Raw genomic sequence first — 13,284 nt, forward strand, 5'->3', positions numbered from 1 at the left:
CAAGGTCCTACATTGAGCTGCTCCCGCGTTATCCTTGCCTGGCCTGTACCGCCAATCCTTTTTCCATCGCGCAGGGAACTTGTCGGGATCCGCCACTTACTCATGCAAGAGGCCGGTGATTTCCAGCGACCGGCAATGCCAATCTTTTTCGGGAACTCGACCATGTCATCCGCCAACGGCTCCACCATCCTTGTCGTCGAAGACGATGCCATCGTGCGTATGCTGATCGTCGACGTTCTGGAAGAACTGGAATTCAAGGTGCTGGAAGCCGATGGCAGCGAACAGGCTCTGGTGATGCTCAAGGACTTGAACCATCAAATTGACCTGATGATGACTGATGTTGGCCTGCCGGTCATGGACGGCCGCGAACTGGCCAATGAAGCAAGAGCTTTACGTCCAACCCTTCCGATATTGTTCGCCAGCGGTTATGCCGAAAACATTGAAGTACCTCCAGGCATGCACTTGATCGGCAAACCCTTCTCCATTGATCAGTTACGCGACAAGGTCAAAAGCATTCTCGAGTAACCCTGCGCTGCGCTGTGGTTTAATGCGCGCCTTTTTCGTCCCTGCCCTGTCTTCGCTTCAAGGAAATCCCGTACATGATTGAGCCCCGCGCAACCAAAGTCCTGGTCATTGGTTACGTCTGGCCCGAGCCCCGCTCTTCCGCGGCCAGCGGGCATGTCATGCAGATTCTCGACGTTTTCCTGGACCAGGGCTGGGACATCACGTTCAGCAGCCCGGCAGGCTTCGGCGAGCAACGTGCAGACCTGACAGCGTTGGGTATTGACGAAGTACCCATCGAGCTGAACAACAGCAGTTTCGACGCATTCATCAGCGAACTGGCGCCGGACATCGTGTTGTTCGATCAATTCATGATGGAGGAACAGTTCGGCTGGCGGGTCGAGAAGCATTGCCCCGACGCCTTGCGCGTGCTCGAAAGTTGCGACCTGCAAAGCCTGAGGCTGGGTCGGCATCAACGCCTCAAGGAGCGTTTGAAGGCCAGTGACGACAACAATGACTTCAACGACCTGTTCGCCCCGGCGGCGCGCGAAGAGTTCGAACACATGGCCGATACCGATCTGGCGAAGCGCGAGATCGCCTCATTTTATCGTTGTGATTTGACGCTGATGGTTTCCGAAGTGGAAGTCGAATTGCTGGTCGAGCAGTTCAGGTTTCCCCGCAACCTGTTGCACTGGTGCCCGTTGATGGTCGATGTTCCGTCCCGTGCATCGGTACCGTTCGAAGACCGGGCACACTTTCTTCATATCGGTAACTTTCGCCATGCGCCCAACTGGGATGCGGTGCTCTGGTTGAAAACCGCTATCTGGCCATTGATTCGCGAGCAGATACCCGGCGCTCAATTGCATATCTATGGTGCCTACACACCACCCAAGGCGACGGCCCTGCATAACCCGGCCCAGGGTTTTCATGTGATGAACTGGGCAGAAGACGCCCTGCAAGTCATGTCGTCGGCGCGGGTCTGTATGGCACCGCTGCGTTTTGGGGCGGGAATCAAAGGCAAGATTGTCGATGCGATGCTCTGTGGCACGCCGAATGTGACGACGCCAGTGGGTGCCGAGGCGATGCATGGTCAAGAGGCATGGCCCGGTGCAGTGACCCGTTCGGCACGCGAGTTCGCCGATCATGCCGTGCAACTGCACAACGACAAGACGCGCTGGCTGGACGCCCAGGCCCACGGGAAAATCCTGCTTGCCAGTCGCTACCGAAAATCCGTTCATGGCCCGGCCCTGATCCAGCGGCTGGTCGATTGCCAACAGAATCTGGCAAACATAAGACGCGATAACTTTACCGGCAGCATGCTGCGTCATCACCAGCACAAGAGCACTCAATACATGGCGCAATGGATTGAGGCGAAGAACCGGCTTAATCAGGAATAGCCCGCCCTCCTTGAGCGCGCCTTGCAGATACAGACACACCGGCGGTAGTAGCGCTATCCATCCGGCAAGAGGCATGATCGGGGCGGGATAACTACACAAGCGCCCTGACATGACCCGTACCGCCAGAGTCACCGATCCTTCCTATGAGTTGATGGACGACCACAACGGCTTGTCCATCATCTATCGCCAGCACGGTTTCCCCTGCCCTCTGGTGCGCTGGCATTTCCACAAGGAATACGAGCTGCACCTGATCGTCGCCAGTTCCGGCAAGGTGTTCATCGGCGACTACATCGGCAACTTCTATCCCCGGACACTGTTTCTCACCGGCCCCAACCTGCCCCACAACTGGATCAGCCAGGTGGCCGAGGATGAAGTGGTGCCCAAGCGCGACATGCTGGTCAACTTCACCGATGAGTTGTTCGACAGCGGCTATCAGGTGTTCGCCGAACTCAAGGCCCTGGCAACGCTGCTGGAGCGCGCGCAGTACGGCATCGAGTTTCGCTGCAAACACACCATCGACAAGGCGATGGACCTGATGCAGCGCATCGCCGATACCACCGGTATGACCCGGCTCGGGCACTTTTTCATTCTGCTGGAGTTGCTTGCGGCCACCGACGACTACCAATTGCTCTCTGGTGCCACAACCCCGCAACTGGCGGACGAGCACAATATCGATCGCACCAACCGCGCGGTGGATTACATTTTTGCCCACTACGCCCGGGACTTGACGCTGGAAGAGGTCGCCGATCATCTGGGCATGAAACCGACTTATTTCAGCCGGGTATTCAAGCAGGCCACCGGGCGCAATTTCATCGAATTCGTCAATCGCCTGCGCATCAGCAAGTCCTGCGAGTTGCTGGCCGATGGCGACAAGCCGGTGACTGACGTCTGCTTCGAATCGGGCTTCAACAATATTTCCAACTTCAACCGGCGCTTCCAACAGCTCAAGGGCATGACGCCTTCGCATTACCGGCGGCTGGTGGTACAGCGGTTGACCGAGCAAAACCTGGGTTGAAGACACGCCTCAAATTCCTGTGGGAGCGAGCTTGCTCGCGATGAGGCCGTGCCAGTCGACATTTATTAACCTGATACACCGCCATCGTCGGATCGCCGCCCGGACCAAGCTCGCTCCCACAGGTACAGCGTTACCCCCTGAAACCTGTACGGATTCAATACCCCTCCTTCGCTGAAAAGCCCTTCCCTGCGTCTATCCCTCAAAACTTCTGTGCAAAAAAGTATCGATTGAAGTGCGATGGATGATTTGTCTCGCCCTCGATTGAAGGATGTAATCAGCGCACATTCTTCCTGCCTTCGGAAGACACAAAAACAATAACTGTCCTTCTGTATCCCGCCGGGTGCAGAAAAGGAGTGCACGATGCAACCTTCGGTAAAAGCCCTGCTTGCCCTCACCTGCATGACCCTCAGCAGCGTCAGCCTTGGCGCACAGACCCTGACCATCGCCACCGTCAACAACAGCGACATGATCCGCATGCAAAAGCTCTCGAAAACCTTCGAGGCCGAGCATCCGGACATCAAGCTCAATTGGGTGGTCCTCGAAGAAAACGTCCTGCGCCAGCGCCTGACCACCGACATCGCCACCCAGGGCGGGCAATTCGATGTGCTGACCATTGGCATGTACGAAGCCGCACTCTGGGGCGCCAAGGGCTGGCTGGAACCGATGAAGGATTTGCCGGCTGCTTACGCCCTCGACGATGTGTTTGCGTCGGTGCGCGAAGGCCTGTCTGTCAAAGGCCAGCTGTACGCCCTGCCGTTCTACGCCGAAAGCTCGATCACCTATTACCGCACCGACCTGTTCAAGGACGCCGGCCTGACCATGCCCGAGCGCCCGACCTGGGAGCAGATCGGTGAATTCGCCGCAAAACTGAACAAACCCGAACAGGAACAGTACGGCATCTGCCTGCGGGGCAAGGCCGGCTGGGGCGAGAACATCGCGCTGATCAGCACCGTGGCCAACGCCTATGGCGCGCGCTGGTTCGATGAAAAGTGGCAGCCGGAATTCAACGGTTCCGAATGGAAAAACGCGCTGAACTTCTATGTCGACACCATGAAGAAATCCGGCCCGCCGGGAGCGTCGAGCAACGGTTTCAATGAAAACCTGGCGCTGTTCAATAGTGGCAAATGCGCGATCTGGGTCGATGCCAGCGTCGCCGGCTCGTTCGTCACCGACAAGTCCCAGAGCAAGGTCACCGATCACGTCGGCTTCACCTATGCGCCGCATCAGGTCACTGACAAGGGCTCGGCCTGGTTGTACTCCTGGGCGCTGGCCATTCCGACCAGTTCCAAGGCCAAGGACGCAGCGAAAACCTTCAGCGCCTGGGCCACGTCCAAAGAATACGGCGCACTGGTCGCGGAAAAAGACGGCATCGCCAACGTGCCGCCGGGCACCCGGGCCTCGACCTACAGCGAGACGTACATGAGTGCCGCGCCGTTCGCCAGGGTCACGCTGGAATCGCTCAAGGCCGCGGACCCGAGCAAGCCGGGCGCCAAACCTGTGCCGTACATCGGCATCCAGTTGGTGACCATTCCCGAGTTCCAGGGCATCGGCACCCAGGTCGGCAAATCCTTCTCGGCAGCGCTGATCGGCCAGACCACGGTCGACCAGGCGTTGGCAGCGGCCCAGCAAACCACCGAGCGCGAGATGAAGCGCGCGGGTTATCCCAAGTAACCCCGTATCCAGTGTGGGAGCGGGCTTGCTCGCGAAAGCGGCATTCCAAACGCGAAAGTTGTGTCGGATGTACTGGCCTCTTCGCGAGCAAGCCCGCTCCCACAGTTGATCTTCATATGCCTGTAATCAATCGGTTCTGATCACCATGAATACATCGACTGCAAAAGCTCACATGGACATTGCCCAGCCGCAGCGCAAAAGCCGCGTGGCCAATCCCGGCCGGTTTCTGGTCAGCCCTTCGGTGGCATTGCTACTGTTTTGGATGATCGTACCGCTGGGTATGACCGTCTACTTCTCGACGATTCGCTACAACTTGCTCAACCCCGGCGAGAACGAGTTCGTCGGCCTGGAAAACTTCACCTACTTCCTCACCGACTCCGGCTTTCTGCCCGGCGCCACCAACACGCTATTGCTGGTGGGCAGCGTGCTGCTGATCAGTGTGGTATTCGGTGTGCTGATCAGTGCATTGCTGGAGGCCAGTGAGTTTTTCGGTCGCGGCATCGTACGGGTGATGCTGATCTCGCCGTTTTTCATCATGCCCACGGTGGGCGCACTGATCTGGAAGAACCTGATTTTCCATCCGGTGTCGGGGATTCTCGCCTACGTCTGGAAGCTGTTCGGCGCGCAACCGGTGGACTGGCTGGCGCACTACCCGCTGCTGTCGATCATCATCATTGTCTCCTGGCAATGGCTGCCCTTCGCGATCCTGATCCTGATGACCGCCATGCAGTCCCTCGACCAGGAACAGAAAGAAGCCGCGCGCCTGGACGGTGCCGGGCCCATCGCGATTTTCTGGCACCTGACCCTGCCGCACCTGGCGCGGCCGATTGCGGTGGTGGTGATGATCGAAACCATCTTCCTGCTCTCGGTGTTCGCCGAAATCTTCACCACCACCAACGGCGGTCCCGGCTACGCCTCGACCAACCTCGCCTACCTGATCTACAACCAGGCGCTGGTGCAGTTCGATGTCGGCATGGCCTCGGCGGGCGGCCTGATCGCCGTGGTCATCGCCAACATCGCCGCGATCATCCTGGTGCGGATGATCGGCAAAAACCTGACCGACAAAGCCTGAGGCCTGCCATGACTCTTCAACAATCCCGTCGCCTGCAAAGCCTGCTGCTCGGTACGTTGGCCTGGGCCATCGCGATCCTGATCTTCTTTCCGATCTTCTGGATGGTACTGACCAGTTTCAAGACCGAGATCGATGCCTTCGCCACGCCGCCGCAGCTCATCTTCATGCCAACGCTGGAGAACTACCTGCACATCAACGAGCGCAGCGACTATTTCAGTTTCGCCTGGAACTCGGTGGTGATCTCCTTCAGCGCCACCGCGCTGTGCCTGCTGATCGCGGTGCCGGCGGCCTACTCCATGGCGTTCTACGAAACCCGGCGCACCAGAGGCACGCTGCTGTGGATGCTCTCCACCAAGATGCTGCCGCCGGTGGGCGTGCTGATGCCGATCTATCTGCTGGCCAAGAGTTTCGGCCTGCTCGATACGCGGATCGCGCTGATCGTCATCTACACGCTGATCAACCTGCCGATCGTGGTCTGGATGATTTACACCTACTTCAAGGACATCCCCAGGGTCATCCTCGAAGCCGCGCGGCTGGACGGCGCAACGCTGGCGCAGGAGATGCTCCGGGTGTTGCTGCCCATCGCCAAGGGTGGCCTGGCATCCACGGTGCTGCTGTCGTTGATCCTGTGCTGGAACGAGGCGTTCTGGTCGCTGAACCTGACCTCGTCGAAAGCCGCGCCACTGACCGCATTGATCGCCTCGTACTCAAGCCCCGAAGGGCTGTTCTGGGCCAAATTGTCGGCCGTTTCGACCCTGGCCTGTGCGCCGATCCTGATCTTCGGCTGGGTCAGCCAGAAACAACTGGTGCGCGGCCTGTCGTTCGGCGCCGTGAAATGAATACCGCTAACCGAATGCGACTCCTGTGGGAGCGAGCTTGCTCGCGATAGCGGTGGGTCAGTCAGCATCAATGCCGACGGATACACCCTCATCGCGAGCAAGCTCGCTCCCACAAAAAAGCCCACCTGGTTCAACTGAATAAAAACAAACGGAGGCCCATCACCATGGCCAACCTGAGAATCAAGAATCTGCAAAAAGGCTTCGAAGGCTTTTCCATCATCAAGGGCATCGACCTTGAAGTGAACGACAAGGAGTTCGTGGTCTTCGTCGGCCCGTCGGGCTGCGGTAAATCCACGCTGCTGCGGCTGATCGCCGGGCTGGAGGAAGTCAGCGGCGGCACCATCGAACTCGACGGCCGCGACATCACCGAAGTGAGCCCGGCCAAGCGCGATCTGGCGATGGTGTTCCAGACCTACGCCCTGTACCCGCACATGAGCGTGCGCAAGAACATGTCGTTCGCCCTCGACCTGGCCGGCGTGGCGAAAGCCGAAGTAGAGAAGAAGGTCAGCGAAGCGGCTCGCATCCTCGAACTGGGGCCGATGCTGGAGCGCAAACCCAAGCAACTGTCCGGCGGCCAGCGCCAGCGCGTGGCGATTGGCCGGGCCATCGTGCGCAACCCGAAAATCTTCCTGTTCGACGAACCGTTGTCCAACCTCGATGCCGCCCTGCGGGTGCAGATGCGCCTGGAACTGTTGCGCCTGCACAAAGAACTGCAAGCCACGATGATCTACGTGACTCACGATCAGGTCGAAGCGATGACCATGGCCGACAAAGTGGTCGTACTCAATGGCGGCAAGATCGAGCAAGTCGGCTCGCCGCTGGATCTCTATCACCAGCCGGCCAACCTGTTCGTCGCCGGTTTCCTTGGCACACCGAAAATGGGCTTGCTCAAGGGCAAGGTCACCCGCGTCGACAGCCAGGGCTGTGAAGTGCAGCTTGATGCCGGAACCCGCGTCAGCCTGCCCTTGGGCGGCAGGCATCTGAGCGTCGGGAGTGCGGTGACGCTGGGCATTCGCCCAGAGCACCTGGAACTGGCCAAACCCGGCGACTGCGCCTTGCAGGTCACCGCCGATGTCAGCGAGCGCCTGGGCAGCGACACCTTCTGCCACGTCCGGACGGCATCCGGCGAAGCCCTGACCATGCGCGTTCGCGGCGATCTGGCCAGCCGCTACGGTGAAACCCTGAGCCTGCATCTGGATGCGCAACACTGCCATTTATTCGATGCCGACGGCGTGGCGTTGACCCGCCCGTTACGCGTCGCTGCCTGATTTCAGAGAGCCTGCGATGAAATTGAACCAACTCAACCTCAACCGCCTCGCCCCTGAAGTGGTCCTGCCCGCCTACGCCCTGGGCGAGACCCGCCAAGGCATCGCGCACATCGGGGTCGGCGGTTTCCACCGAGCCCATCAGGCGTACTACACCGACGCCTTGATGAATACCGGCGAAGGCCTGGACTGGGCCATCTGCGGTGTCGGCCTGCGCGCTGAAGACCGTCGCGCCCGTGACGATCTCAAGGATCAGGATTATCTGTTCACCCTGTTCGAACTCGGCGATAGCGACGACACCGAAGTGCGGGTGATCGGCGCCCTTCGTGACATGCTGCTGGCCGAGGACAGTGCCCAGGCATTGATCGACAAACTGGCCAGCCCCGAGATCCGCATCGTCTCGCTGACCATCACCGAAGGCGGGTACTGCATCGACGACAGCACCGGCGAGTTCATGGCGCACTTGCCGCAGATCCAGCATGACCTGGCGCACCCTGGCGCACCGAAAACCGTGTTCGGCTTCCTGTGTGCCGCACTGGCCAAGCGCCGCGCCACTGGCACAGCGGCCTTCACCCTGATGTCCTGCGATAACCTGCCGCACAACGGCGCCGTCACCCGCAAGGCCCTGCTGGCCTTTGCCGCCTTGCACGACAGCCAGTTGCGCGACTGGATCGACGCCAACGTCAGTTTCCCCAACGCCATGGTCGACCGCATTACACCGATGACCAGCACCCTCCATCGCCTGCAACTGGCGGACCGGCATGGCGTGGACGATGCCTGGCCGGTGGTCTGCGAACCCTTCGCGCAATGGGTACTGGAAGACAGGTTCGTCAACGGTCGCCCGGCGTGGGAAAAAGTCGGCGTGCAATTCACCGACGACGTCACGCCCTACGAAGAAATGAAGATCAAGCTGCTCAACGGCAGTCATCTGGCGCTGACGTACCTGGGATTCCTGAAGGGTTACCGCTTCGTCCACGAAACCATGAACGACCCGCTGTTCGTGCGCTACATGCGCGCCTACATGGACCTGGACGTGACGCCACAGCTGCCGGTGGTGCCGGGAATCGACCTGACCGAGTACAAGAACACCCTGGTGGCGCGGTTCTCCAATCAGGCGATTGCCGATCAGCTTGAACGGGTGTGTTCGGACGGTTCGTCGAAGTTTCCGAAATTCACCGTACCGACCATCAACCGCCTGATCGCCGATGGCCGCGAGACCCGGCGCGCGGCGTTGGTGGTGGCGGCGTGGGCGCTGTACCTCAAAGGCGTGGATGAGCAAGGCGAGACCTACACGATTGCGGATCCGCGGGCGGCGTTCTGCCAGGCACTGGTGGCCGATGATGTGCTGATTACCCAGCGCTTGCTGGCGGTCGAAGAGATTTTTGGTACGGCCATTGCGCGCTCGCCGGAGTTTGTCGCGGCGTTTGAGTGGTGCTGCAACAGTTTGCGCGAGGTTGGGGTGTCGCGGACGTTGGAACGGGTGCTGGCGTAAGTCCTGCGGTGGACCTGCTGCCGCCTTCGCGAGCAAGCCCGCTCCCACAGGGTTTGGTGTTGCTCACAAAACTCCTTGCTCGCGAAGGCGGCCTGACAGGCACCGGGGATAGTGAATCCAGACTTGTATCTAGCTGACGACCAGGAATACTGCATGACAACCCGACAACTTTTCCTCGGCATCGACTGCGGAACCCAAGGCACCAAAGCCATCATCCTCGACACGGCCAATGGTGAAGTGCTCGGCCAGGGAACCGCCAGCCACAGCCTGATCAGCGGCCCCGATGGCCGCCGCGAACAGGACACCCAGCAGTGGCTGGAAGCCTTCGCCACCGCCACTCGCCGTGCATTGCTCGCGGCCAAAGCCAATGGCCAGTCGATCCTCGGCATTGGCGTGTCCGGCCAGCAACACGGCCTGGTGCTGCTCGACGATCAGGGCAAGGTGTTGCGTGCGGCTAAACTCTGGTGCGACACCGAAACCACCCCGGAGAATGACCGACTGCTGGCCCACCTGGGTGGCGAAAAGGGTTCGCTGAAACGCCTTGGCGTCGTCATCGCGCCGGGCTACACCCTGTCCAAGCTGTTATGGACCAAAGAGCAGCATCCCGACGTGTTCTCCCGGATCGCCCGCATCTTGCTGCCCCACGACTACCTCAACCATTGGCTCACTGGCCGCAGTTGCAGCGAATACGGCGATGCCTCGGGCACCGGGTATTTCAATGTGCGTACGCGCCAGTGGGATGGGCAATTGTTGCGTGACATCGACCCCAGCGGGCGCCTGCAAGCGGCGCTGCCGGAACTGATCGCCCCCCATCAGGCGGTCGGCACGATTCTGCCAGACATCGCCGAACACCTGGGCATCAACCCTCGGGCACTGGTGTCCAGTGGTGGTGGCGACAACATGATGGGCGCCATCGGCACCGGCAACATCCAGCCTGGTGCAATCACCATGAGCCTCGGCTCGTCAGGCACGGTGTACGCCTACGCCGATCAGCCGAACGTCGCCACGGATGCCGCGGTTGCCACGTTCTGTTCCTCCAGTGGCGGCTGGCTGCCTTTGATCTGCACCATGAACCTGACCAATGCCACCAGCCTGATTCGCGAGCTGCTGGACCTCGACATCGATCAATTCAACGACCTCGTTGCCCAGGCGCCAATCGGTGCCGACGGTGTGTGCATGCTGCCGTTCTTCAATGGCGAACGTGTGCCCGCCCTGCCCCATGCCAGCGCCAGCCTGTCGGGCCTGACCATGACCAACCTGACCCGGGCCAACCTGTGCCGCGCGGTGGTCGAAGGCACGACGTTCGGTTTGCGTTACGGACTGGACCTGCTACGCCGCAATGGCTTACAAAGCCGCAGCATTCGGCTGATTGGGGGTGGGTCAAAAAGTGCGGTCTGGCGGCAAATCGTCGCCGACACCATGAATACACCGGTGATCTGCACCGAACAAAGCGAGGCCGCAGCCTTGGGTGCGGCGATTCAGGCGGCCTGGTGCGTATCCCGGGCGAACGGGCACGAAGACAGCCTGGCGCAATTGTGCGAGCGCTGCGTAAAACTCGACCCGGCCAGTGAAACCCTGCCGGTCGCCGACAATGTGCAAGCCTGTCAGCAGGCGTATGAACGCTATCAACAGCATGTCGCAACCCTTTGAAGAGTGAACAACTATGTACCTGGTGTGTGGCGAAGCGCTGTTCGATTTTTTCAGTGAACACGACGCCAGTGGGCTGGCGTCCAAAGTGAATTTCAAGGCCATTGCCGGTGGCTCGCCGTTCAACGTGGCGGTGGGTTTGCGCCGCTTGGGCGTGGACGCGGCGCTGTTGGCCGGGTTGTCCACCGACTATTTGGGCCGGCGCCTGCTGCAAGTGCTGCAAGATGAGGGCGTGTGCCTGGACTACCTGCTGGAGTTTGCCGCACCGACCACCCTGGCGATGGTCGCCGTGGGCGCCAATGGCTCGCCGCAGTACAGCTTCCGGGGCGAAGGTTGCGCGGATCGACAATTGCAACCGGAGCACCTGCCGACACTCGGGCCTGAGGTACGCGGCCTGCATATCGGCTCGTTTTCCCTGGTGGTGCAGCCGATTGCCGACACGCTATTGGCATTGGTGCGCCGGGAAAGCGGCAAGCGCCTGATCAGCCTCGATCCGAACGTGCGCCTGAATCCGGAGCCGGACATTGAACTGTGGCGTGAACGGATCGCAACGCTGGTGGAACTGGCCGACCTGATCAAGGTCAGCGACGAGGACCTGCATCTGCTGTACCCCGGCCAGGACCCGGCCCAGGTGATCCAGGGCTGGTTGCAGCACCGCTGTCAGCTGGTATTCCTGACCCGGGGCGGCGAAGGCGCGACTGTATTCAGTCGGGCACATGGTTCGTGGTCCACCCCCGCCTCTACGGTAAAAATCGCCGACACCGTGGGCGCGGGCGATACCTTTCAGGCGGCGCTGATTACCTGGTTGACCGAACACCAGCTGGATTCGGTAGAGGGCGTGAAGCAACTGGGCCGCGAGCAGATCGACCGCATGCTGAAGTTCGCGGTCCGGGCGGCGGCGCTGACGTGCAGCAAGACCGGGCCGGATTTGCCTTATCGCAAGCAACTGGATTTGCGCTGAATTCGAGGGCCTCTTCGCGAGCAGGCTCACTCCTACAGGGTTGCGGGTCGTTCACAACATTTGTGTCGACGCTCGGGCATTGTGGGAGCAAGCTTGCTCGCGATGACTTTCTATCAGGCGCCCGATGGTCTTAACTGATACACAGGATCGCGCATCCGCGACAGGCGGTGTTCAGCCGGGTTAACCCTCGCTTAACCGTGCGATCCAACACTTCACTGGACCGCACGCCCTCAGACTGTTCTGACGCCCAGTGCGGCAAGTTCGACGAGCGACACATCGAACTGACATTCCGTCCGCACCGGAGATCGCTGATGAACACTCGCACCCTGCTGGTTACCGCCGCCCTCGCCTGCACCGCGCTTGCCGGCCTGGCTCAGGCCAATGAAACCACGACCTCTCAAGCCGTGCCCTATCACTACGGCATGCCATTGCATGTCAGCAAAGTGATTTCACTGACCGAGCCGGACACCCTGGAGTGCAAGGTGGTGAAGGCCGAGATGAAGTACATCGATGACACGGGAAAACCCGCAGAAATTTCCTACCGTAAACTTTCCGACGCTTGCGAGAACCAGGGCTGACCGAAAAGTCTGATTGGGTATTTGGCAGTATTCCTTTGAGGGTTGCGGCGCTATGCTCTAGCGCCTCCCTCTCTGCCCGCAAGGATTCGCCATGCAGTTGTCGTTTCGCACGCTGTCGTTGTTTACCGCCGCCCTATGTCTTTTGCTCAGTCTGGTCTGGGGTCTGACACCGCAATGGTTGTTGTCTTTCTGGGATATCGAGTTTTCATTCGCGGTGGGATTGGTCGCGCGACGCACCGCCGTGCTGTTTGGGGCGTTGAGCGTGTTCTCTTTTCTGGTTCGCAACGCCCCTCTTTGCGCAACCCGCAATGCGCTGAGCCTCGGCTTCGTCGTCGGCTGTTGGGGGTTGGCCGTGCTGGGTTTTGCCGAATGGCTCAACGGCCATGTCGGGCCGGGCATTTTACTGGCGGTCGGGTTTGAACTGGCGCTGGGCCTGGCGTTCTTCCAGACCCGGCGCGTGTCCGTGGAGCTCGAAACAGCAGGCTAGAGAGTTTTGCCCGGCATAGAGTGCGGTTCGACCTCGACGTGATGCTGTCTGGAACGCAGTTGGACAATCAAGTCGTTTATTTCCCGACAACCATTGAGCCCGGAGGCATCGATGCCAGTGACCAATAGATCGAGCTGATCGGTTTGCCCGTCTGCATAGATCTTGACGGTCATCGACAGATCCGGTGACAGCGTGCACTGGCAGCGCTGGGGCAGAAAACTGCTTTCGATGATATTGCGAACTTCCAAGGCAGAAAGAAACATGGCGACTCCCTCCTTTGTGAGACTGCCGGACGATCAATGCTCGCTCATTTGCAATCCCGGCAAGCTTCAAGGGCACCTACAGCATAAAACATACCC

General features: G+C 60.0%; 13 protein-coding genes. 12 read left to right on the forward strand and 1 reads right to left on the reverse strand.

The annotated features are described in order from the left end of the window. Window positions 1-162 precede the first annotated feature (162 nt). From KGA98_RS13605 to KGA98_RS13660, 12 genes are all read left to right on the forward strand, one after another. Window positions 163-525, forward strand: a complete 363-nt coding sequence (locus KGA98_RS13605) for a response regulator (protein WP_223502552.1) — start codon at window positions 163-165, stop codon at window positions 523-525. Between the two features lie 74 nt (window positions 526-599). After that, window positions 600-1,898: a glycosyltransferase gene (locus KGA98_RS13610; protein ID WP_223502553.1), complete on the forward strand. Its 1,299-nt coding sequence runs from the start codon at window positions 600-602 to the stop codon at window positions 1,896-1,898. Window positions 1,899-2,007: 109 nt separating this feature from the next. Then, window positions 2,008-2,913: an AraC family transcriptional regulator gene (locus tag KGA98_RS13615; protein ID WP_223502554.1), complete on the forward strand. Its 906-nt coding sequence runs from the start codon at window positions 2,008-2,010 to the stop codon at window positions 2,911-2,913. A 360-nt stretch (window positions 2,914-3,273) separates the two neighbouring features. Next, window positions 3,274-4,584: an ABC transporter substrate-binding protein gene (locus KGA98_RS13620; protein ID WP_223502555.1), complete on the forward strand. Its 1,311-nt coding sequence runs from the start codon at window positions 3,274-3,276 to the stop codon at window positions 4,582-4,584. 145 nt (window positions 4,585-4,729) lie between these two features. Then, on the forward strand, window positions 4,730-5,656 hold the full coding sequence (locus KGA98_RS13625; RefSeq protein ID WP_411736665.1) for a carbohydrate ABC transporter permease: 927 nt from the start codon (window positions 4,730-4,732) through the stop codon (window positions 5,654-5,656). Window positions 5,657-5,664: 8 nt separating this feature from the next. Then, window positions 5,665-6,495 (forward strand): carbohydrate ABC transporter permease, encoded by an 831-nt coding sequence (locus tag KGA98_RS13630; RefSeq protein ID WP_223502557.1) that lies wholly within the window; start codon window positions 5,665-5,667, stop codon window positions 6,493-6,495. A 164-nt stretch (window positions 6,496-6,659) separates the two neighbouring features. Next, entirely contained in the window at window positions 6,660-7,763 is a 1,104-nt protein-coding gene (locus tag KGA98_RS13635; RefSeq protein WP_223502558.1) for an ABC transporter ATP-binding protein, read from the forward strand. A 16-nt stretch (window positions 7,764-7,779) separates the two neighbouring features. Continuing rightward, window positions 7,780-9,252, forward strand: coding sequence for a mannitol dehydrogenase family protein (locus KGA98_RS13640; RefSeq protein ID WP_223502559.1), 1,473 nt, complete (start codon window positions 7,780-7,782; stop codon window positions 9,250-9,252). Between the two features lie 153 nt (window positions 9,253-9,405). Then, a complete protein-coding gene (gene xylB, locus KGA98_RS13645; RefSeq protein ID WP_223502560.1) occupies window positions 9,406-10,902 on the forward strand; it encodes a xylulokinase in 1,497 nt (498 codons plus the stop codon). Window positions 10,903-10,915: 13 nt separating this feature from the next. Next, a complete protein-coding gene (locus KGA98_RS13650; protein ID WP_223502561.1) occupies window positions 10,916-11,860 on the forward strand; it encodes a carbohydrate kinase family protein in 945 nt (314 codons plus the stop codon). Window positions 11,861-12,171: 311 nt separating this feature from the next. After that, window positions 12,172-12,438 carry a DUF2790 domain-containing protein gene (locus KGA98_RS13655; protein WP_223502562.1) on the forward strand — a complete coding sequence of 89 codons (267 nt, stop codon included), beginning with the start codon at window positions 12,172-12,174 and terminating at the stop codon, window positions 12,436-12,438. A 91-nt stretch (window positions 12,439-12,529) separates the two neighbouring features. Next, on the forward strand, window positions 12,530-12,925 hold the full coding sequence (locus KGA98_RS13660) for a hypothetical protein (RefSeq protein ID WP_223502563.1): 396 nt from the start codon (window positions 12,530-12,532) through the stop codon (window positions 12,923-12,925). On the opposite strand, the gene KGA98_RS13665 is transcribed toward KGA98_RS13660, so the two are convergent. Continuing rightward, window positions 12,922-13,188, reverse strand: coding sequence for a DUF1652 domain-containing protein (locus KGA98_RS13665; protein WP_223502564.1), 267 nt, complete (start codon window positions 13,186-13,188; stop codon window positions 12,922-12,924). The two genes, KGA98_RS13660 and KGA98_RS13665, sit on opposite strands and share 4 nt — an antisense overlap. Between the last annotated feature and the right edge of the window lie 96 nt (window positions 13,189-13,284).

It is taken from the genome of Pseudomonas sp. BF-R-24 (assembly GCF_019947335.1).
In the GTDB taxonomy this organism is placed as follows: domain Bacteria; phylum Pseudomonadota; class Gammaproteobacteria; order Pseudomonadales; family Pseudomonadaceae; genus Aquipseudomonas; species Aquipseudomonas jessenii.

Bases quoted from the DNA above. Each gene is read 5' to 3' on its own strand.
- KGA98_RS13605 (WP_223502552.1), top strand. From the start codon at position 163: ATGTCATCCGCCAACGGCTCCACCATCCTTGTCGTCGAAGACGATGCC.
- KGA98_RS13610 (WP_223502553.1), top strand. From the start codon at position 600: ATGATTGAGCCCCGCGCAACCAAAGTCCTGGTCATTGGTTACGTCTGG.
- KGA98_RS13615 (WP_223502554.1), top strand. From the start codon at position 2,008: ATGACCCGTACCGCCAGAGTCACCGATCCTTCCTATGAGTTGATGGAC.
- KGA98_RS13620 (WP_223502555.1), top strand. From the start codon at position 3,274: ATGCAACCTTCGGTAAAAGCCCTGCTTGCCCTCACCTGCATGACCCTC.
- KGA98_RS13625 (WP_411736665.1), top strand. From the start codon at position 4,730: ATGAATACATCGACTGCAAAAGCTCACATGGACATTGCCCAGCCGCAG.
- KGA98_RS13630 (WP_223502557.1), top strand. From the start codon at position 5,665: ATGACTCTTCAACAATCCCGTCGCCTGCAAAGCCTGCTGCTCGGTACG.
- KGA98_RS13635 (WP_223502558.1), top strand. From the start codon at position 6,660: ATGGCCAACCTGAGAATCAAGAATCTGCAAAAAGGCTTCGAAGGCTTT.
- KGA98_RS13640 (WP_223502559.1), top strand. From the start codon at position 7,780: ATGAAATTGAACCAACTCAACCTCAACCGCCTCGCCCCTGAAGTGGTC.
- xylB (WP_223502560.1), top strand. From the start codon at position 9,406: ATGACAACCCGACAACTTTTCCTCGGCATCGACTGCGGAACCCAAGGC.
- KGA98_RS13650 (WP_223502561.1), top strand. From the start codon at position 10,916: ATGTACCTGGTGTGTGGCGAAGCGCTGTTCGATTTTTTCAGTGAACAC.
- KGA98_RS13655 (WP_223502562.1), top strand. From the start codon at position 12,172: ATGAACACTCGCACCCTGCTGGTTACCGCCGCCCTCGCCTGCACCGCG.
- KGA98_RS13660 (WP_223502563.1), top strand. From the start codon at position 12,530: ATGCAGTTGTCGTTTCGCACGCTGTCGTTGTTTACCGCCGCCCTATGT.
- KGA98_RS13665 (WP_223502564.1), bottom strand. From the start codon at position 13,188: ATGTTTCTTTCTGCCTTGGAAGTTCGCAATATCATCGAAAGCAGTTTT.